This is a genomic window from Pseudomonas sp. I3-I5 (assembly GCF_022699445.1).
GTDB classification, from domain to species: Bacteria; Pseudomonadota; Gammaproteobacteria; order Pseudomonadales; family Pseudomonadaceae; genus Aquipseudomonas; species Aquipseudomonas fulva.
In genome coordinates, this window is sequence record NZ_CP093940.1 from 2,851,096 (window position 1) to 2,872,639 (window position 21,544).

The 21,544-nt window shown below is 58.4% G+C and carries 15 protein-coding genes; 10 read left to right on the plus strand and 5 right to left on the minus strand.

Going from position 1 to position 21,544, the window contains the following annotated elements; genetic code table 11:
- Positions 1 to 61: 61 nt before the first annotated feature.
- The gene (locus tag MOP87_RS12820) at positions 62 to 364 is read right to left on the minus strand and encodes a hypothetical protein (RefSeq protein ID WP_023534858.1); all 303 of its coding nucleotides are present in this window, start codon (positions 362 to 364) and stop codon (positions 62 to 64) included.
- A gap of 177 nt (positions 365 to 541) precedes the next feature.
- Between MOP87_RS12820 and MOP87_RS12825 the strand changes: the two genes are divergently transcribed.
- Positions 542 to 967 (plus strand): hypothetical protein, encoded by a 426-nt coding sequence (locus tag MOP87_RS12825; protein ID WP_028686568.1) that lies wholly within the window; start codon positions 542 to 544, stop codon positions 965 to 967.
- A gap of 36 nt (positions 968 to 1,003) precedes the next feature.
- Here the strand turns inward: MOP87_RS12825 and MOP87_RS12830 are convergent, their stop codons facing one another.
- Positions 1,004 to 2,446 carry a SulP family inorganic anion transporter gene (locus tag MOP87_RS12830; RefSeq protein WP_242809603.1) on the minus strand — a complete coding sequence of 481 codons (1,443 nt, stop codon included), beginning with the start codon at positions 2,444 to 2,446 and terminating at the stop codon, positions 1,004 to 1,006.
- Positions 2,447 to 2,531: 85 nt separating this feature from the next.
- Positions 2,532 to 4,238 (minus strand): S8/S53 family peptidase, encoded by a 1,707-nt coding sequence (locus tag MOP87_RS12835; RefSeq protein ID WP_242809604.1) that lies wholly within the window; start codon positions 4,236 to 4,238, stop codon positions 2,532 to 2,534.
- Positions 4,239 to 4,446: 208 nt separating this feature from the next.
- On the opposite strand from MOP87_RS12835, the gene MOP87_RS12840 reads away from it, so the two are divergent.
- The 4 genes from MOP87_RS12840 to MOP87_RS12855 all read left to right on the plus strand — a co-directional run bounded on the left by MOP87_RS12840 (position 4,447) and on the right by MOP87_RS12855 (position 14,908).
- The gene (locus tag MOP87_RS12840; RefSeq protein WP_110606567.1) at positions 4,447 to 5,181 is read left to right on the plus strand and encodes a secretin N-terminal domain-containing protein; all 735 of its coding nucleotides are present in this window, start codon (positions 4,447 to 4,449) and stop codon (positions 5,179 to 5,181) included.
- Positions 5,182 to 5,665: 484 nt separating this feature from the next.
- Positions 5,666 to 6,991, plus strand: a complete 1,326-nt coding sequence (gene aceA / locus MOP87_RS12845; RefSeq protein ID WP_023534769.1) for an isocitrate lyase — start codon at positions 5,666 to 5,668, stop codon at positions 6,989 to 6,991.
- Positions 6,992 to 7,514: 523 nt separating this feature from the next.
- Positions 7,515 to 13,244, plus strand: a complete 5,730-nt coding sequence (locus tag MOP87_RS12850; RefSeq protein ID WP_242809606.1) for an RHS repeat-associated core domain-containing protein — start codon at positions 7,515 to 7,517, stop codon at positions 13,242 to 13,244.
- Positions 13,245 to 13,636: 392 nt separating this feature from the next.
- The gene (locus MOP87_RS12855; RefSeq protein WP_141400896.1) at positions 13,637 to 14,908 is read left to right on the plus strand and encodes a hypothetical protein; all 1,272 of its coding nucleotides are present in this window, start codon (positions 13,637 to 13,639) and stop codon (positions 14,906 to 14,908) included.
- Between the two features lie 176 nt (positions 14,909 to 15,084).
- Here the strand turns inward: MOP87_RS12855 and MOP87_RS12860 are convergent, their stop codons facing one another.
- On the minus strand, positions 15,085 to 15,348 hold the full coding sequence (locus MOP87_RS12860) for a DUF3077 domain-containing protein (protein WP_027916250.1): 264 nt from the start codon (positions 15,346 to 15,348) through the stop codon (positions 15,085 to 15,087).
- Between the two features lie 152 nt (positions 15,349 to 15,500).
- Positions 15,501 to 15,743 carry a hypothetical protein gene (locus MOP87_RS12865; protein ID WP_027916251.1) on the minus strand — a complete coding sequence of 81 codons (243 nt, stop codon included), beginning with the start codon at positions 15,741 to 15,743 and terminating at the stop codon, positions 15,501 to 15,503.
- Between the two features lie 900 nt (positions 15,744 to 16,643).
- On the opposite strand from MOP87_RS12865, the gene MOP87_RS12870 reads away from it, so the two are divergent.
- The 5 genes from MOP87_RS12870 (at position 16,644) to nuoF (ending at position 21,481) form a co-directional block, all read left to right on the plus strand.
- Positions 16,644 to 17,057, plus strand: a complete 414-nt coding sequence (locus tag MOP87_RS12870) for an NADH-quinone oxidoreductase subunit A (RefSeq protein ID WP_008096178.1) — start codon at positions 16,644 to 16,646, stop codon at positions 17,055 to 17,057.
- A gap of 9 nt (positions 17,058 to 17,066) precedes the next feature.
- On the plus strand, positions 17,067 to 17,744 hold the full coding sequence (locus MOP87_RS12875; protein WP_023534774.1) for an NADH-quinone oxidoreductase subunit B: 678 nt from the start codon (positions 17,067 to 17,069) through the stop codon (positions 17,742 to 17,744).
- A 79-nt stretch (positions 17,745 to 17,823) separates the two neighbouring features.
- Positions 17,824 to 19,605: an NADH-quinone oxidoreductase subunit C/D gene (gene nuoC, locus MOP87_RS12880; RefSeq protein ID WP_023534867.1), complete on the plus strand. Its 1,782-nt coding sequence runs from the start codon at positions 17,824 to 17,826 to the stop codon at positions 19,603 to 19,605.
- Positions 19,606 to 19,607: 2 nt separating this feature from the next.
- On the plus strand, positions 19,608 to 20,105 hold the full coding sequence (gene nuoE / locus MOP87_RS12885) for an NADH-quinone oxidoreductase subunit NuoE (protein ID WP_027916252.1): 498 nt from the start codon (positions 19,608 to 19,610) through the stop codon (positions 20,103 to 20,105).
- A complete protein-coding gene (gene nuoF, locus MOP87_RS12890; RefSeq protein ID WP_023534745.1) occupies positions 20,102 to 21,481 on the plus strand; it encodes an NADH-quinone oxidoreductase subunit NuoF in 1,380 nt (459 codons plus the stop codon). Before nuoE ends, nuoF begins: the two co-directional genes overlap by 4 nt.
- Positions 21,482 to 21,544 lie beyond the last annotated feature (63 nt).

The window sequence follows — 21,544 nt, forward strand, 5'->3', positions numbered from 1 at the left end:
AGTTTTTAACTTACTCGATCTATGGAAGTTGCAGTGAATTTTTATCGCCGTGCTGCAGTACTTACAGCCCAAGCTCTTCGGGTGTCAGCATATCGGACTCGAAGGCAATCCAGCCGCCTTCGAGCTCGGCGTGGCCGTTGACGATCGGGCCATAGTAGGTCAGGCCGTTTTCCAGGGTCACGCAGATGTGCGTGGCGTTCTTTTCCGGCGCGGCCAGCGTACCGACGAAATGCACCTTCTTGAGGGTCTCGGTCACCGCCTCCAGGCCCACGCGCATGCTGGCGTTTTCCGAGGCTTCGATGTCGCCGCCTCGGTCTTCGGCGCTGATGGTGATGGTGGCGATGTACGGGTACTGGTTGCTCAAGCGGGTCTACCTCGAAACGTGGGTGGGCATAGGGGCGCGTAGAGTACGGCAGCCGTCACGCCTTGTCTCTAGCGTTCGCCTGCTGAGCCCGCACGGGACAGGCCAACACAGGTGATCTGCTCGCCATGATCTGTTAGGGTGCCGGCCGATACACGCCCTAGCATACGAGGATCCCGAGTGAGCGCCGAAGAACCCCTGATCGCCGACCTGTTCGACGTCGACAAACGCCTGTCCCTCAAGCCGGTCGTGGATTTCAACAGCTACCTGCGCAATGCGTTTGGCGAGGGACCCTGCCGCTGCCACCGTTGCCTTGAAGGCGCCGACCAGACGGCCTACGCCCTGGCGCACACGTTTTCGTTCGACGGCCGGCAATGGCATCGCCGCTTCGCCAGTACCGCCGCCAGCGACATGGCCCAAGTTCTGAAAAAGGCTTGGCTGTCCTACACCAAGGCTGATCTGACGCTGTCCGGCATGCTCGACCTGAGCACCGTACAGACCTTTACCGATGCAGCGCTGCACCCGCGCCTGCTCGCCCTGCTGCCCGCCAGCGGGCTGGCCCGTGAAGCCGACGGACAGTGGCACCTGCAGGCCCCGACCGACTGAGACCCTGGCCTGCGGTACCCTCGGCGGGCCGGCGCTTCAGTGCTGTTCGCCGGCCCGCTTGAGCAGCTTCTTGCAACGCTCGGACAAATGCACCACCCGCAGGTGCTTGCCGGCTTTGGCATAGCGCTCGCGCAAGGTTTTCAACGCGGCAATGGCCGAATAGTCCACAAAGCTCAAGTGCTGGCAGTCCAAGGTCACCTCGGCCGGATCATTGGTTGGGTCGAACTGGTTCAGGAACGGCGCGGTCGAGGCAAAGAACAACGTGCCGTGCACCTGATAACGCTTGTGCCCGTGCTCGTCTTCATGACTGTCGGCGTACAGTTCGCGCGCATGTTGCCAGGCAAAGTTCACCGCCGCGATCACGATGCCGAACAGCACGGCCATGGCCAAGTCGGTGAAGACCGTCACCACGGTGACGGCGATGATCGCCAGCATGTCGTTCACCGGCACCTTGTGCAGCACCCGCAGCGACGCCCAGGCGAACGTTTGTTGCGCTACCACGAACATCACGCCTACCAGGGCCGCCAAGGGGATGCGCTCGATCAATGGCGAAAGGAACAGCACGAACAACAGGATCATCACCCCGGCCATCACCCCGGACAGCCGCCCTCGCCCGCCGGAACTGAGGTTGATCACCGTCTGCCCGATCATGGCGCATCCGCCCATGCCGCCGCACAATCCCGACACCATGTTGGCCGCCCCGAGCGCGACGCACTCGCGGTCCGGAAAGCCGCGGCTTTCAGTGATCTCGTCCGTCAGGTTGAGGGTGAGCAGGGTTTCGAGCAGGCCCACCATGGCCATCAACACGGCGTAAGGGGCGATGATCTGCAGCGTTTCAAGGGTCCAGGGCACCGCCGGCCAAGCCAGCTGCGGAAGGCCACCAGCAATGTGGGCCATGTCACCCAGGGTGCGCGTCGGCAGGTCGAACAGGTACACCAACAGACCCACGCCCAGGATCGCAACCAGCGCCGGTGGCACAGCGCGGGTGAGCCTGGGCAGGATGTAGACCACCGCCATCGTCAACGCCACCAGGCCGACCATCAAGTACAAGGGCGCGCCGTCGAGCCAGCGCTCGCCTTGCTTGAAATGCTCCAGCTGGGCCATGGCAATGACGATCGCCAGGCCGTTGACGAAGCCGAGCATTACCGGGTACGGCACCAGCCTGACCAGCTTGCCCAGGCGCAGCACGCCGAACAGGATCATCACCACGCCCCCGAGCAACACCGTGGCCAGCAGGTATTGCGCGCCGTGCTGCACCACCAGCGCGACGATCACGACGGCCATCGAGCCCGCGGCACCGGAAATCATCCCAGGTCGACCGCCAAACAGCGCGGTCAGCGTGCAAATGACGAATGCGCCATAAAGGCCCATCAATGGATTGAGGTGTGCCACCAGGGCGAAGGCAATGCATTCGGGCACAAGAGCAAACGAGGTGGTCAAGCCGGCCAGCAGGTCGGCGCGTAGGCGAGCGGGTTTCATGGGTTTCCTGAGTGACGGTCCAGAACGGACGGAGCGCGAAAGTAAAGGCGCGATGTTACGGAATTTGTCAGGCAGGAGCCACCGATCAGCGCACCCGATCACGACTCTGCACCGCCAAATCCAGAGCACGCTGCATGTCCAGCCGTGCAGACCGCCCAAGGTCCGGATCATCCAGGCGCCCGCCTCGCTCCGACGGCAAGATGGGGGCAGTCAGGTCCTCGGCATCCATCGCCTCGAAATCCTGCTGCTCGCCAAGGGTCAGCGCACTACGCCGTAGCAACATGCGCACCTGCGCTGGGGTCAGCGCCGGATTGATCGCCAGCATCGCGGCCACGGTGGCCGCCACTAAAGGCGTGGCATAGGACGTGCCGCAATGGGGCTTTGCGCCGGAGGGCCGCAGGCATGCAGCGGCACTGACATCCACGCGGCTGTCGATGTTGGAGCTGTGGCGCTTGCGCACATGGCGCGGGTCATTGACCGGGACGGCGTGTTCACTGCGCTGATGGCCGCCCACCACGAGCAACTGTTCGGTGACGAATGACGACGGTAGCCGATATTCGTCCGTGCCCGACCACGAAGCCCCATTACCCGCCGAATTCACCACGATGACATCCGGATGCTTGGCCCGCAGCCACAGGAAGAACTCCTCGAGCAGCTCCTCGTAACCGCTCATGGCCAGCCCGGAACGGACCAGCGAATCGACCTCATCCCCTTTGATGTTACGCGCACCTACTCGGTGGATGCCCCAACTCCAATTCAGCACCCGCACACCGTCCTGCACCAGGTTGACCGATGCAGCGATATTGGCCGTGATACCGGCATCGGAATTACGGTCGACGATCACATCGAACCCCGGGCTGGCCTTGCCCAGGCCAGTGAGAAATCCCTCGTCCTGGGCGGCATAAATGCCCGCCACGTGGGTGCCATGGCTAGCAGGCTCGCTGACGTCCCTGGCATACACGCATGTCTGCCCGTGCTGGCAGGCGCCGCGATAACCCTTGAAGCCAGGCGCATCGAAGTCCACACCCCTTTCGATCACCCCCACGCGCACAGGCTGGACGGGAATTCTGGATGCAGGGATGCGGCGCTGATAGTAGTACAGGGCGTCCATGAAGCGGTTGGCGGCCCATTCGTCCGCCTGGGTGATGGCCGGTTGGGCGCGCCCGTCCCCCTCCTCGCCCCGCTCGGGAGCCGACTCTTCAACGATCACCGCATCGACACTGACCTCCGTGCCCATGCGTAGGATCATGGCGTCCCGTTGCACCAGGTCGTGCACCGGCAAGCGCAATTGGTAGACGTTCAGTGGCGCTATGGCACCCACCACCTGCGCCCCGTACTTGTCGGCAATGCGCCGCGCCTCCTGCAGACCGTCGTATTTTTCCTCTATCAGCACACTGACCAGATTCAGGTAGGTGGTCAGGCCGTCCATGTTCTTGACCACTTCATCGGGGCCTGCGGCGACCACATGGCTGCGCTGACGGGTCAACCACACAGGGTTGCTGGCCTGCCCGTCGACCTCCAGCCACAACGGCGCACTTGGCCCAGACGGGTGTTCAAGGGTCAGCGTGAGCGTGTCCCCCTGGCGCTCCAACGCTCCAGCAGGTACCACCACACCCCCAACCTTGAGTGTTGGCGCCTGTTCACCTAGGCCGGTCACGCGCAGGCACCACTGCTGGCGCTCGGCACTCAATCGATCACCGCAGCGCTGCAGTTGCTGGATGCGCAGCGTATCAGGCGCCGCCTGCAGACCGGCGCTCCACAAGCACGCCCATACGATGAACCAGCGTTTCATGACAGTCGTCCTCGGATAACCTGTGATTGCGACCCACGGCCCCTGCCAAGGTTCAGCCGTTACCCTGCCCTTCAAGACCCTCCTTGTGGAGGCCGAGCCACAGGTGGGCACTACTGAGGACCCAGGCATCAATTGCTGCGAAATGGCTCAGGAAGTTCGGGTGCTGCCGATGCAGCGATTACACTCACCTTTTACGGAGACCCTGCCCATGTCCACACGCCCGCTTTTCATCTCGCTGGCACTGCTGGTCAGCCTGACCGCACAAGCCCAAACTGAGGTCGTGCCACTGCAGCACCGCAGCAGCGCCGAGTTGCTGCCGCCCGCGCAAGCCTTCATCGGCCAGGACGGTACTGTCAGCGCCTTCGAGAACAAACTCATCGTCAATGCCAGCCCGCAACGCATTGGCGAACTGCGTGAGCTACTCAAGCAACTGGACACCGCCGCCAAACGCTTGCTGATCAGCGTCGACACCAGCGACAGCCAATTTCAGGATACGCGCGGCAACGCGAAGATCATCCGCCACGGCACCTCCAACCGCGACGGCGGCGTGCAGCAGATCCAGGCCAGCGAAGGTCAGCCAGCGCTGGTTCAGGTCGGCCAGAGCATCCCCGTAACCAGCTCCAGTACCGATGGATATGGGCGTGTGCAGAGCGATACCCAATACCGCAATGTAACCCAGGGTTTTTACGTAACACCGACGCTCACTGGAGACACTGTTCGCCTGCAGATCAGCACTAATAATGATCGCATCAGCCGCGAACGTGCAGATGTAGTGGATGTTCAAAGCACCGACACAACTCTCACCGGCAAGGTGGGTGAGTGGATCGATATGGCCGGGTATAACCAGCAGAGCCAGGCCGGCTTTAGTACTGGAAGCCATACCTACAGCACTGAACGGGGAAAAAACATGACAGTGCGGGTAAAAGTCGATGTTTTGGACTGATCCGAGACAGTCTGCGGCCTCGACCAAAGGCCTCTGAACTGACTGATGAGTCGTATTAGACCAAAGATGTAGTAGACCTAAAAAAGCACTACAAAACGTTTGACAGGCACTTTTTAGCGAGGGCATGATGGCCTCGCTCCCGCTAATCAGGGGCCCTGGCAAGGGCCTTGGGGCGCCCTCCGTCACCGTGGAGGCGCCTCGTGTCCGTACAGCCCATAAGGCCGTTCGACGAGGTTGCGACTGCACCGAGCAAGTGGTTTCGAGGGACTCAAGTGCGTCACCGCCGTCACAGCATTCGTGTAGCACCGCAGCGAGGCATCCACGAGCCGACCTGCAGGGGCACTGATGCACATGACTGCCCGCCTTGCACCCCATCCTTGCCCGCTGCCGCCGTACCCGCTTGAACAGGACTGCCGCCAGCGCCCTGATCTGCCCCGAGCATCCGCACAACTAATCCAAGATCGATGCGACGAGGTTTACTTCCATGGCACTGACACGCGAACAGCAAATTGCAGCCCTTGAGAAAGACTGGGCCGAAAACCCGCGCTGGAAAGGCGTGACCCGTACCTACACCGCCGCCGATGTCGTTCGCCTGCGTGGCTCCCTGCAGCCGGAGCATACCCTGGCCCGCCTGGGTGCTGAAAAGCTGTGGAAACTGGTCACTCAAGGTGCACATCCATCGTTCCGCCCGGAAAAAGACTTCGTCAATTGCATGGGCGCCCTCACCGGTGGCCAGGCCGTGCAACAGGTCAAGGCAGGCATCCAGGCCATCTACCTGTCGGGCTGGCAGGTAGCTGCCGACAACAACTCTGCCGAGTCCATGTACCCCGACCAGTCGCTGTACCCTGTCGACTCGGTGCCGACGGTGGTCAAGCGCATCAACAACTCCTTCCGCCGTGCCGACCAGATCCAGTGGAAGGCAGGCAAGAACCCTGGTGATGAGGGCTACATCGACTACTTCGCGCCTATCGTGGCTGACGCAGAAGCAGGCTTTGGCGGCGTGCTCAATGCCTACGAGCTGATGAAGAACATGATCGAAGCGGGCGCGGCTGGCGTGCACTTCGAAGACCAGCTGGCCTCGGTGAAAAAGTGCGGCCACATGGGCGGCAAAGTTTTGGTACCTACCCAGGAAGCCGTGCAAAAGCTGGTCGCCGCGCGCCTGGCAGCCGATGTTTCGGGCGTGCCGACCATCATTCTGGCCCGTACCGACGCCAACGCCGCCGACCTGCTGACCAGTGACTGCGACCCATACGATCAGCCGTTCGTGATCGGCGAGCGCACCCGTGAAGGCTTCTACAAAGTACGCGCCGGCCTCGACCAGGCCATCGCCCGCGGCCTGGCTTACGCCCCCTACGCCGACCTGATCTGGTGCGAAACCGCCAAGCCGGACCTGGACGAAGCCCGCCGCTTCGCCGAAGCGATCAAGAAGGAGTACCCGGACCAGATCCTCTCGTACAACTGCTCGCCTTCCTTCAACTGGAAGAAGAACCTGGACGATGCCACCATCGCCAAATTCCAGCGCGAGCTGTCGGCCATGGGCTACAAGCACCAGTTCATCACCCTGGCCGGCATCCACAACATGTGGCATGGCATGTTCAACCTGGCGCACGACTACGCCCGCAACGACATGACTGCCTACGTGAAGCTGCAGGAGCAGGAGTTCGCCGACGCCAGCAAGGGCTACACCTTCGTGGCGCACCAGCAGGAAGTGGGTACGGGCTACTTCGATGACATGACCACTGTGATTCAGGGTGGGGCTTCGTCGGTGACTGCACTGACCGGTTCGACTGAGGAAGAGCAGTTCCACTAACAGTTAGAGATTGTTGAATGAAGGCCCGGAGCAGGTGGAATGCTTCGGGCCTTTACTTTTTGGCTGACACCAACCGTTCAGAATCGAGCCAGCCCGGTGCATGAAACGAGTGCTCCGGTTTCATCGACAAAGCCCATACATGGCCTTTATCGGCATTCGCTAGTCCCAGGATTTCCTCTGCAGGGTCTGCATCCCCGCCGCTCAGCTGCATCTTTTCAGGCCTAGTTGGGGAGATTGCACCTGCCACTGCCTAACGTCACCACACGGTCTTGAGGTCAATCCCAGCGCTTACCAAGCGCTAGGCGTTCAGATGACACAACAGTAGGTAGTGAACTTCAACGACTGATACCCCCGTGCGCGCCATACATGTGGCGCTGCGTAGTTACCTTCCAAACGCGCCTTGAATTCCCTACCTACCTAGCATTTTTGTCAGTTGCGGCCCTTAGGTGCTACCTCGACACTGGTTGAGGCACATGCGCTGTACACCTAAAAACCATTAGTGCGTCTAGCACTGGAGAAGCCCATGGATATCGCTGAATTGGAACGCGCCCTAGATAACTCGCCCATTGATATCGATACATTTTCTGGAAAATGCCAATTCAAATTACCACTGGGGGAGCTGCTTGGACAGTTAAATGGCGTGCCGCTCCAGCTCGCCCTTACCGGCCAAGTGCATGACTCTACTAAACTGCCAGTACTGAACTTTTTCGGCCTGGGCACGTGGAAAATGCGCGGCGGCTCATCCTATTTAGAATATGCGATCCACGTCAGCGATGTGCCGCTGGTTAATGGGAAGGTCATGAGTATCAGTACTGATGATAAATCATCCAGTACCGCAATTGGGCCAGGGTATATCTTCGACGCTACACATATCCTGAACATGAGAAAGAACGAATTCGGTGCGACCGTAGACGATTTCCAGAAAAAACCGCTGAAAGGTCAAACCTTCACTGTCATGCACACGTCAGGCATGGCTGAAATTTTTGATTGCGTCGGCGACCTCACCAAAGACACTAGCGAACCGCCGTTGGTGCTGACGCGCAAAATACTTGAGTCGAATGGTAAAGGGCTGACATTCACCTGGCAGACAAAGAATGGGGACGCTCGCGTTACGAGCATCCAGGACTCGATCGGGACTGTCCTGAAAGCGGAGTGGAACTGGAGTGACTCGCAGGCGCCCACGTTACGCCAGCTGATACTTCACCCCGACAGTACTGAGGCCGTTAAGTACGACTGCGCCTACGACGATAAGGCGCTCGTGATAAGCCTTACAAAGCAGCACCCCTTTCTCGAAAAAATGGTCTATCGCCTCGAAACCGGGAAAGACCATATGAAACTGAAGTCCACGACGCATTACAAATCAGAGCAAACTGATGAAACCAAAGAGGCCATCGAGTTCAATCGCCAGCTCACAGAAACGCTGAAATGGGAAAACGACAAAATCAAGACGTTGACCATTGAGATGCCTGACAGCACGGCGCGGCTGACTAAAACATGGACGTGGAAGGAGAATATCACGCAGATCACCCTGTCCAGCGAGCAAACCCTTCCTGTTCAGTCAGATAAGAAAGATGCTAAGCCTGCGGTGAAGACCCACGTAGAAACCCTTCAAGATGTCACCTATACGTACAGCGATGGCGTCATCACAAATCTGGAGTCCAAGGCCTTGGGCTCAACATCAGTGCGCACCTGCACCGTTAAGACAGACGCCGACGCACACACGACCACCAGTTGCGTTGTTGATACGATCGACGGCGTTGAAGTCAGTAAGACCGAGTCCACCTTCAACCGACAGGGGAACATCATCGAGCTCAAACGGGGCGATGAAAAAATCCAATGGACCTATTTCAACAATTACACGCATTACCGCACGACGTCCGAGGTCACTAACGACGCCAGTCAACTTCAAAGCTTGTCGTGGGACGCCATTATGGGCGCAATCTCCCCCATCGCACCCAAATACAAGAACGAGGTGAATTTCGCCTCCAATACAGTCCGCAATTTCACCACATTCAAGTCCAGCGCCCCTAACAACTATGCCAAAAGCGCGTTCAATCTTCCAGTGGATATAAACTACCCAGGCGATGAACTTGGCTTCAGCAATCATGTTGAAAGCGAGCGGGCCATCAAGATTAATGCGGACGGCGAAACCACCGCAAAGATCACTTATTTTGGCTATGACAAGATAGCGACGATTCAGGATGATCTGATCGACCGCGACCACGTTGTAGTATTAGCGCGAAAATTGACAGTGCTCATGCCGACGGTTTCGTCTATCAGCGTCACTGACGTACAGCGAGCCATCGCTGACAAAGCCATCGCGTCGATGGTCGATGCTCTTAAGGTATGCATTAAATCTGTCAAGGACGACGATTACCTAAGAAAAGGCTATGAAAGGAGTATGGCCGCCGTCACAAGCGCCGCGAAGACGCAGAGTGAAATGAATGACACAGGGTTCAAGCTCGATAATTGGAAAAACGTGCAGATGACCGTCGAAGATTTTACCTACGACACATCGCCCAAATCAGCGCATTTCTGCCAACTGAAATCAAGTAAGGTCTACGCGCTAAACGAAGCAGGTAAACAAATCGAAAATTCCGAGGTTGATACCGCTCTCCGTTACGAGACGGATGAAAAAAAAGCACGTAAAATCGCCACACACACCTCAGTAACTTCGTCCAAGGCAACGATGAAGACCGCCTACGTGCATGACGGCTTTGCAAAGATGCCTGTCGAGCAAACCGACGCATCCGGGATAACCACAACATACACTTACGCTAACGGTGCGCTAGCAACCAGTACAGTGAAGCAAGGCAAAACGACGCTCAGCGATTCCACCGTCGGCTATACGGTCGATGCTGAAAAGCGCACTATTCAAATCCAGGTGATAGACGCGAAAGGCCTGAACACGCGCACCGTTCATGATGAGCGTGGCAGGGTGCTTTCTGAGTGGACCAATATTGACGGTGACGAAACAGCGTGGCGTAAATCGAGCGAGACAGCGTACAGTGAAACGGGCGGCACGACCACGAGATATACATATGACGGTACCGGCGCAGCGCATGAACTCACTGTCGAACATTACGACAGGCACGGCAAACCGACTTCACTGATTGAATATGACTACGATGCCCATGGGGACGTATTTGACGTACGAACGACTGAATGGAAAACGACGCCTACTGACATCATCAAAACAGTCTCGATAAAAGACGGTAAGGGCACCCTCCTCGACACACGCATTCAGACCGAACAAAGAAAAGACTCCAAACTCGTGATCAAGCGAGGAACATTTACCGAAACGTATCAATGGGATGCCAATCAACGCACAGCGCTCTACACCAACGGCACTGAAGGCGCTGCAGAAACCCTTCAACTGACCATCGGCTACGACTCCCATGGACGGGCCATCCGAACACAATATTCAAAAAAAATAGCAAAAAAGTCAGTCGACATTTCTCTCCACACCACTGAATACAACGTCCACGGGTTGCCGCGCAAAATCACGGCAGGTTCAACGCCCCCTCTCACGATGGAATATGATGCTTTGGGCCGCCTGGTAAAAAAAGAGAAGAACGGCGCCATATTGCATTACGATTATGAGAAACACAGCGCCAGCCCAGTTCCCCTTTCGATGAAAGTGTCCCAAGCCGCACAGGCAAATGAGCCGCAGGATGAGGTAGCGCCTACCCTACTCGGCGAGCAGGTATTGGACGCGTGGGGGCGAGTGGCCAAACAAACGGTAAACACTGTCGCCAAGAGCTTCACATATACGGGTGCGTCTCCGATTCCACATCGCAAGTCGCCAAATATAAGTAATCTATTCAAGGGATATACGCAGACATGGAACGATGACAATAGGACCTATACAGAAGCATGCGCGTATGGTGTCAAAGCGAGCGAGACCGGCAGCCCAACCCTCTCTACCCAGACAGAATTGAGCCTGCGCGGCCGTGTTATCAAAGTGACCGACATCGCTGGACAGACTACACACTATACCTACGACGCCCTTGATCGAGTCATCAAACAGGTCAGCCCGGCATGCGTTACGACCGCAGTGTTCTCGGACAACGGCAGGTTGCAGAGCGAGACGGTCAATGATGTCATCAGCAAACGTGTAATGACGATCAGCTACCTCTATGATGTGCTTGGCCGCGAAGTCGAAAGACAGTTCACAAGTGACGGCATGGAGACGATCATCTTGCAGCGAGAATTGTCCCCCGCCGGGCGCCTGACCAAGCACTCTTGCATCATAAACGGGGCATCCAAATACACCAACGACTATAAGTACAACGCCCAGGGTCAGTTGATCGACTGGGATGGCAACGGGCACGGCGTTAACGATGCTGGCACAACTATTTATAAAGCGGCTTATGGGTATGACGCTATTGGCAATATGACCACCTATGGTTATGAGACAGATGCCTATAATAGTTCCAAAGATGAAAACAAGAAGAACTGGTTCGACCAGCCGCGCGTATTCTCCTCGACCGCCCCAGGCCTTCTTGTCCGAGCCCGACATGCTGACATTCCAAACCACAACGGTCGCATCACTAAATACATCTCGTATTCTGACGATGGACGCGTTGGGAGCGTTACCTGGCTCAAGAGCTATAGCGATAAAGCTCCAGACCTGAATTTTACTTACGACACCGCCGGGCGCGTTCGAGGTTTGTTCACATCCGGTGGGAACGACTCTCCTCGGGGTTTTCAGCTGCACTACCGGGGTAACAAGGTTTACGCACGAAGCCAGAAAACCACCAACAGCCATTTCTGGGGCGGCACCTTGGAGAAGACGGATATTCTGCTCAACGAAAGCGTGGGGTGCACCTTACGGCAGACGGCCTCTAAAGACGGGAATGGCAAGACGTCAACACGTATCCGTTTTGAACTCAGAGATGCCAGTGATACCATCTTTGCCACCATCAAGCCTGACGGAAAGCTTGGCGCACTTCATGATTACTCCCCCTACGGTTACATGAACGTCGACAACGAGTGGGAAAACTGGCTAGGCTTCAAGGGTGAGGTCATCTACCCGCGAGATTTTTATTATCTAGGGAACTACCGCGCTTATGATCCCGCCACCATGACGTTTTGCTCCCCTGACGATGCAAGCCCATTCGGCGTCGGAGGCCCCGCGACGTATGCATTCTGTGCCGGGGATCCGATAAACTACCATGACCCCAGCGGGCATGCGCGCGTCTCACATTTAAGCGCTGTGCTGGCGCCTCCGATCATGACCACCCGTGAATTCCGTATCGCTGTAGCGGTGGGCAGTATCCTCACTGCGCCTATCGGGGGCGGTGCGCTCGCCGCAACGCTAGGTGCTGTATCGGGTGGACTGGAACTCGCGTCCATACTGGTAGAAAACAGCGACCCTCAGCTCGCATCAACGCTGAATGTACTGTCATTCGGTACCGGCCTTGGTAGTTTTGCAGCCGGCATCAGCGGTGTTACTAGACTGAGCGGGGCGGCATCGAGATCGCTAGTCGGAACGCGTACAGTTGCCGACAAGACAATGGCTGGGATAGGTGGCTATCGCTTCATTGATGATCAATTACGTTTATACGAGGACACCCACAAAGGCGTCAAGCGTTTAGTCGTTGAGCTGCACGGGGCGGCTGATGACTCAGGCAGAGCGTTGGGCAAAGTCATAACCAGCGAAGGCAACTTGGACGCCGGCGAATTCCTGCAATATCTCTCGAAAAAAGGAGTAAACATTGACGACTATGGCAAGATAAAAATGCACACCTGCTATAGCGCCACTCATTACAATTGCTTCGGCGATTCGTTTGCGAAAGATCTAGCCCGCGCGACCAAAAAGGAAGTAAAGGGCTATCAAGGACCCATGCACCTCAGCATTTCACTTGGCGATAGTCAAGGCCGGATGATTGACGATCCGAAAATTTATCAACTACTGAGCAGCGATGCCGGTAAAGCAGAACTGCTTCAAGCTTGGCGGCCGCGAAAAGTCGAATGGGCACGCGACCCCCAAGGGGTACCCATGTTTGATTCAAACAACGCTGCGATTCTTAGCCCGTTCAATCGATTCAAACCCGTCACCTTCAAGCCGCGACATGACTCCTGGCAGATAGACGAGATATTGGGTGATCAATCTTACGAAAAACTGCTAAAGCGATATAATAAAAACCCTGATATCTACTCAGATCCTTATGAGGAGTCTAGAAATCTTCAAAGGAAACAGGACGGTACACTGCTCGAGCACCTGCTCGATGGAGATTCGCTCTGCTAGTTTCAGTCCCGCTCATTTTGATGAGTGAGACATCTAGCAAAATAGACAACAGACCATCACCGGGGAGTGCCGGCGCCTCTCCCACTCGGTGAGGACAACGCGAGGGACACCGTCGAGGACGAGCCGTAATATCAAAAGAACTGCCGCAACCGCTTCATAAGGTGCGGCTCAATAAAGGCCCGGGGCTTGTCGAAGACCCGGGCCTTTATTTTGCTGAAACTGGCCGGTTCACGTCACGCTAACCTGCAATTGGACCACGGCCATTCGCCCATAATAGGGGAGCTTCGCTAATGGCGGCAGGGTTTTCTGCATCCGACGCCTAGCAGTATTACCAGTTTTTTGCAGCAGCCTCTTCTGTAAACCTTGCGACTGGCCCAATCAGGAGTCGCATCATGCCAACGATTTCCAAAGCCGGTGAGCTGGACCCTACGTTTGCTTCAAGAGGCCGCTTTTGGCACAACCACTACAACCACGCTGGCCCAATGGCGTTGCTCGAATCAACCGGACACATCCTCCTGTCCTCGGCTCACAGGGCTGAGCAATACATCAAACTGCTACGGCTAGGAGCTGGCGGAGCGCCTGACCGAGAGTTTGGAACCGACGGGGTCGCCACCGTTGAATACACCGGTGCCTTACGGGTCTATCTGTCCACGATCGTTGCGGACGAAACCGAGGGAATCTATGTGGTAGGTGACTACAACGATGCCCCGAATTCGTTTTGTCCCGTCGTCTTTCACGTGCTCCCAGATGGTAAGCCCGACACGCAATTTGGCGAAAATGGACAGGCCTACCGTGTTTATCGGTCGATCAGCTCCATGCGCCAGGACCGGCCAATCAAGTCAACCCCCGCCTCCAAGCACCGCAGTTCCAATGTCCAGCAAAGCGCCAGCGGCAGAATTCGGGACGGCGTCCTCTACTTTCATTCGCGCGATCATATTGTTGCCATTTCGCTGAAAGGGGATTTGGCTACCGAGTTCAATGGCACCGGCTTCTGGCGCGCTGAACACCAGGGGCAGCCCGTGCTACTGGGCACGATAGCGGTAAATGAACAAGGTATTTATGCCGCGCACGCGCCTATGCCTACCGAGGATTACCACAGCCACGTCATCGTGACCCGCCTTGATAACCGAGCCAACGTTGACGAGACGTTTGCCGCGCGCGGCCATTTGCAGTTGAGCACGCCCGGGCACACGCTGCTTGCAGCGCGTCTTGAACAGTCCACCTCCAACACTGACTTCGTGCTGGCGTGCCGGACCGACATCAATACCTATGATGAAGGTTCCGCGCTCATGTCTTTCAAATGCGACGGTACGCCCAACACCCATTTCAATGCAGGGCAACCTGTCATTATTCAAAAGAACCCATTGGTCATGGCTTCCGCGCTGGACCTGGCCTTCGATGGGCAACCAGGCGATCACGAAAAAATTTACCTGAGCGTGCTGTATGAAGACGAAGCAGCACGCGACCCATTTGCCCTGTTGCGCTTCAACGGTGATGGCACCTTGGACGATGATTTCGGTACTGCTGGCTGGGCATTTGTCGGGGAGAGCGGGACGGCCCTGGAGGTCAGCTGTCAAAGCAATGGCCAGCCGCTTGTCGCCTGTAACCTGAAGCTTGCAACAGATCCTCGTACCGGCATCTATCTGGTACGCCTGACGCGGTAGCCGGTCGAAAGCCATCGGTGATAAGGATGTAGCAGTCAAGGACGGGGCCAACGCTTCATGGCTTGTGGGCCTTCACCTGAGTGCACTGACCTACCACTGGTACGCCTGCCCTGTAGCAGCGGCCTTGCGCGGCGCCAGACCACGCAAGTCGCTAGGCTAGGCCATCTGGCCGAAAATCACTGCGCCATGCCCAGCTCGGCGTCGTCCATCAACGCTTTGGCCATGGCGCTGAGGTAGTGGGCCGCCCAGATCATCATCGGCCTCTCTTCCGTCAGGCCGATGATGGTCAATTCGCGAACGTAACCCATCAACTCCGACGACTGCTCGCGAGCATCCCGACACGGTATGCCGGGCTCGATGCGAAACAACGCGTGGGTGCCGTTTTCGCCTTGGCAAAAGGTGGTTTGACCGACGGTGAACTGTGTGTCTTCTGTGGTCATTTTCGAATCCCCTGGAAATTTCCTACTGCATGGCCGGCCCCTGACGCAGCCAGATCCGCTCCCGCCGTGGATGTGGAACCTTGCGAGCTGCGGTGATCGGGAAGGCGCGGCTTAACCGCCAAAGACCGGCTGTAGCTGCACATCGATCAGCTTCAATGCAAAGGCTTGGCACCCGCCGGGATCTGCACTTGGATCAAGGCCGACTCAAGCAAAGCTCGAAGCGCTTCGAGTTCATGCATCGTGGTCATCATCAGGATCGATGCCGGGGACCTGGGCTGTAGGAGCAAGACCTGATGCACCACGGTAGCTGCGCAGAGTGCGTGGTCGGTGGCCTGGGTCAGGGTGTCTTCGAGGGAATGGGAGTTGCGGGGTGGATCAGGGACTATCTTCAACATAGCTATTTACCTTCTAGGGCTGGCCACCCACCTGCTGTCAAACAGAAGGGCGGCAGCTGTGCGTGGGTTGACAGACCGGCGGAAATAGCTAAGTTCCGGCGCACGCAAGCGTGCCCGCACGCACAGCCACCATATAGGAAAGCCGCGCACTATTTACCGTCACAGCCTGTCAAAGCTGTGTCGTTGATGAGCAACGACAGGCCGAGACTAGAGCGCCACCCGGGCAGCCGCAACGGAAAACAGGCGGCAAGAGTATGTTTGGGAAATGCCCTACAGGGAAGGGGTTAAATCCGACATTCCAGTGACCTTGCGCCCAACTGCACCTGGCGCCTAGCCACCTCCTTTGCGTAGACGGTGTCGCAGAAAGCGAGCGCCGCCCACCTAGCGCCTGTCCCAAGGTCAGGGCAATCAGAGCACCCTGGTCTATGCTACAGACCACAGCGGCACATGACCCAACCACCGCGCTCACGCTTTAGTATTGATCCAGAGCGGTACCCAGCGTGTCGAAAACTGCTAGAACACGCGCTTTTCGCATTTGCAAGCACAGGAAATCTGCAGATGAACTTTACACGGCGCAGAACGGACCAACTAAGAAGCGCAGCGCTAAATGATATTAATTATCATTACTCAATTCGTAATTCGTTACCACTCGCAAGAAACATAATTAACAAAAGCACGCGCAATGCCCGAATCTCAAGGCTTTCAGCCAGTTACAAGCCGAATGTGTTGTTGAACCTGCGAATAAATTTGCTACGGAAATTTTACTTGCACCGGGTTTACCCATAAAATCAGCAGGATTGATTCAGCTGCGACATTTGGTCACTGCAAGTGCGACACCACGTCGCCGCTCTACACTTATTTCAGACTGCAGAGCTGGGTCTCTGTATAAGGATTTGAAGCATGTCCGATTCGGCAGGACTCATCGCCCACAACTGGGGCTTTGCCATTTTCCTTCTGGGTGTCGTCGGCCTGTGTGCCTTCATGCTCGGCCTGTCCAGCCTGCTCGGCAGCAAGGCTTGGGGTCGCGCCAAGAACGAACCCTTCGAATCCGGCATGCTGCCCACCGGCAGCGCTCGCCTGCGCCTGTCGGCAAAATTCTATCTGGTCGCGATGCTCTTCGTGATCTTCGATATCGAAGCCCTCTTTCTCTTTGCATGGTCTGTGTCCGTCCGCGAAAGCGGCTGGACCGGGTTCGTCGAAGCACTCGTTTTCATAGCAATTCTGTTGGCAGGTCTTGTCTACCTATGGCGCGTCGGGGCCCTTGACTGGGCTCCCGAAGGTCGCCGCAAGCGGCAAGCGAAGCTGAAACAATGAGGCTTTGGCATGCAATACAATCTCACCAGAATCGATCCGGACGCACCCAACGAGCAATACCCGGTCGGTGAACGGGAAACCGTCACCGATCAACTGCTCGAAGACCAGGTCCACAAGAACATCTTCATGGGCAAGCTCGAAGATGTGCTGCGTGGCGCCGTCAACTGGGGCCGCAAGAACTCCCTGTGGCCGTACAACTTCGGCCTGTCCTGCTGCTACGTGGAAATGACCACGGCCTTCACGGCACCCCACGACATCGCCCGCTTCGGCGCCGAAGTCATCCGGGCCTCGCCGCGCCAGGCCGACTTCATGGTCATTGCCGGTACCTGCTTCATCAAGATGGCGCCGATCATCCAGCGTCTCTACGAGCAGATGCTCGAGCCCAAATGGGTCATTTCCATGGGTTCGTGCGCCAACTCCGGCGGCATGTACGACATCTACTCGGTCGTTCAGGGGGTCGACAAGTTCCTCCCCGTGGACGTCTACGTGCCCGGCTGTCCGCCACGCCCTGAGGCTTTCCTGCAAGGCTTGATGCTGCTACAGGAGTCGATCGGCCAAGAGCGACGTCCGCTTTCCTGGGTCGTGGGCGATCAAGGCATTTACCGTGCCGAGATGCCCGCCCAGAAGGAGCTGCGTCGTGAACAGCGCATTGCCGTCACCAACCTGCGCAGCCCCGACGAAGTCTGATCCAGCGACCTGCCGCCGGCGCCCGAGGGTGCCGGCGGCCTGGCTTCATTCTTAACGTTGACCCAAAGCGACCGAGACCATGACAGCGGACAACGCTATTTACATTCCGCCCTACAAGGCAAACGACCAAGATGTGGTCGTCGAATTGCACAACCGTTTTGGCGCCGAAGCATTCGTCGCCCAGGAAACCCGCACCGGCATGCCCGTGCTGTGGGTCAAGCGCGCCCAGCTCAAGGAAGTGCTGAGCTTCCTGCGCGGTGTGGCCAAGCCCTACAGCATGCTGTACGACCTGCACGGCGTCGACGAGCGCCTGCGCACCCAGCGCCGCGGCCTGCCTGCCGCCGACTTCAGCGTGTTCTACCACCTGCTGTCGATCGAGCGTAACAGCGATGTGATGATCAAGGTCTCGCTCAGCGAAGGCGACCTGAACCTGCCGTCGGTGACCAGCATCTGGCCCAATGCCAACTGGTACGAGCGTGAAGTGTGGGACATGTTCGGCATCGATTTCGCTGGCCACCCGCACCTGAGCCGCATCATGATGCCGCCGACCTGGGAAGGTCACCCGCTGCGCAAGGACTATCCGGCCCGCGCCACCGAGTTCGATCCCTACAGCCTGACCCTGGCCAAGCAGCAGCTTGAGGAAGAGTCGGCGCGCTTCAACCCCGAAGCCTGGGGCATGAAGCGCCAGGGCGCCAACGAGGACTACATGTTCCTCAACCTTGGCCCCAACCACCCGTCTGCCCACGGTGCCTTCCGTATCGTCCTGCAACTCGACGGTGAAGAAATCGTCGACTGCGTACCGGACATCGGCTACCACCACCGTGGTGCCGAGAAAATGGCCGAACGTCAGTCCTGGCACAGCTTCATTCCTTACACCGACCGTATCGACTACCTCGGCGGTGTGATGAACAACCTGCCGTACGTTCTGGCGGTGGAAAAGCTGGCCGGCATCCAGGTGCCGCAAAAGGTCGACGTGATTCGCATCATGCTCGCCGAATTCTTCCGTATCACCAGCCACTTGCTGTTCCTGGGCACCTACATCCAGGACGTGGGCGCCATGACCCCGGTGTTCTTCACCTTCACCGACCGCCAGCGCGCGTACACGGTGATCGAGGCGATCACCGGTTTCCGTCTGCACCCGGCCTGGTACCGTATCGGTGGCGTCGCCCACGACCTGCCGCGTGGCTGGGACAAACTGGTCAAGGATTTCGTCGAGTGGCTGCCCAAGCGCTTGGACGAATACACCAAGGCCGCGCTGCAGAACAGCATCCTCAAGGGCCGTACCATTGGCGTGGCAGCCTACAACACGCAAGAGGCACTGGCCTGGGGCACCACCGGAGCCGGCCTGCGCTCCACCGGTTGCGACTTCGACCTGCGCAAGGCCCGCCCCTACTCAGGCTACGAAAACTTCGAATTCGAAGTACCACTGGCCCACAACGGCGATGCCTACGATCGCTGCATGGTCCGCGTCGAGGAGATGCGCCAGAGTATCCGCATCATCGACCAGTGCCTGCGCAACATGCCCGAAGGCCCGTACAAGGCGGACCATCCGCTGACCACGCCGCCACCCAAAGAGCGCACCCTGCAGCACATCGAGACCCTGATCACCCACTTCCTGCAAGTGTCGTGGGGCCCGGTCATGCCGGCCAACGAGTCGTTCCAGATGATCGAGGCGACCAAGGGCATCAACAGTTACTACCTGACGAGCGACGGCGGCACCATGAGCTACCGCACCCGGATCCGCACCCCGAGCTACCCGCACCTGCAGCAGATCCCCTCGGTGATCAAAGGCAGCATGGTCGCCGACCTCATTGCGTACCTGGGCAGTATCGACTTCGTTATGGCTGACGTGGACCGCTAAGCATGAACAGCACGCTTATCCAGACAGACCGTTTCGCCCTGAGCGAAACCGAACGCTCGGCCATCGAGCATGAAATGCACCACTACGAGGACCCGCGTGCGGCGTCCATCGAAGCCCTGAAAATCGTGCAGAAAGCCCGTGGCTGGGTGCCGGACGGCGCCATCCACGCCATCGGCGAGGTGCTGGGCATCCCGGCCAGCGACGTCGAAGGCGTCGCCACCTTCTACAGCCAGATCTTCCGCCAGCCGGTGGGCCGCCACATTATCCGCGTGTGCGACAGCATGGTGTGCTACATCGGCGGCCACGAGTCGGTGGTCAGCCAGATCCAGAGCGAGCTGGGCATCGGCCTGGGTCAAACGACTGCCGATGGCCGGTTCACCCTGCTGCCGGTCTGCTGCCTTGGCAACTGCGACAAGGCCCCGGCGCTGATGATCGACGACGACACCTTTGGCGACGTGCAGCCTGCTGGCGTCTCCAAGCTGCTGGAGGGTTACGCATGACCATCACTTCCTTCGGCCCGGCCAACCGCATCGCGCGCTCGGCTGAAACCCATCCGCTGACCTGGCGCCTGCGTGAAGACGGCGAGCCGGTCTGGCTGGCCGAGTACGAATCGAAGAACGGCTACGCCGCTGCCCGCAAGGCGCTGGCGCAGATGTCGGCTGACGAGATCGTGCAAAGCGTCAAGGACTCCGGCCTCAAGGGCCGTGGTGGCGCGGGCTTCCCCACCGGCGTGAAGTGGGGCCTGATGCCCAAGGATGAGTCCATGAACATCCGTTACCTGTTGTGTAACGCCGATGAAATGGAGCCCAACACCTGGAAGGACCGCATGCTGATGGAGCAACAGCCCCATCTGCTGATCGAAGGCATGCTGATCAGCGCCCGCGCGCTGAAGGCCTACCGCGGCTACATCTTCTTGCGCGGCGAATACACCACGGCGGCAAAAAACCTCAACCGTGCCATCGATGAAGCCAAGGCCGCTGGCCTGCTGGGCAAGAACGTCCTGGGCAGCGGCTTCGATTTCGAGCTGTTCGTGCACACCGGTGCAGGCCGCTATATCTGCGGTGAAGAAACCGCGCTGATCAACTCGCTCGAAGGTCGCCGCGCCAACCCACGCTCCAAGCCGCCCTTCCCTGCCGCCGTGGGCGTGTGGGGCAAGCCGACCTGCGTGAACAACGTCGAGACCCTGTGCAACGTGCCGGCCATCGTCGCCAATGGCAACGACTGGTACAAGTCGCTGGCCCGCGAAGGCAGCGAAGACCATGGCACCAAGCTGATGGGCTTCTCCGGCAAGGTCAAGAACCCAGGCCTGTGGGAGCTGCCGTTTGGCGTCACCGCACGCGAACTGTTCGAGGACTACGCGGGCGGCATGCGCGACGGCTTCCGGCTCAAGTGCTGGCAGCCAGGCGGGGCCGGCACCGGTTTCCTGCTGCCCGAGCACCTGGACGCGCAAATGTACGCGGGCGGTATCGCCAAAGTCGGCACCCGCATGGGGACCGGCCTTGCCATGGCGGTGGACGACAGTGTCAGCATGGTCTCGCTGCTGCGCAACATGGAGGAGTTCTTCGCCCGTGAGTCGTGCGGCTGGTGCACACCGTGCCGTGACGGCCTGCCCTGGAGCGTGAAGATGCTGCGCGCCCTGGAGAACCGCCAGGGCCGCGCCGAAGACATCGAGACCCTGCTGGGGCTGGTCAACTTCCTCGGCCCAGGCCGTACCTTCTGCGCCCACGCACCCGGTGCGGTGGAGCCGCTTGGCAGTGCCATCAAGTACTTCCGCTCGGAGTTCGAGGCCGGTGTCGCACCGGTTGTCGCTGGCGAGGCGTTGCGCCCTGACCTGGCAAGACCGCTTCAGGCCGGGCCGACCGTAGTCGGCGCATAACACGATGTTCCTGCGGGTGGTCCGTGCCACTCGCCAGCTTGCCGACAGGCCCGACCCGATCGC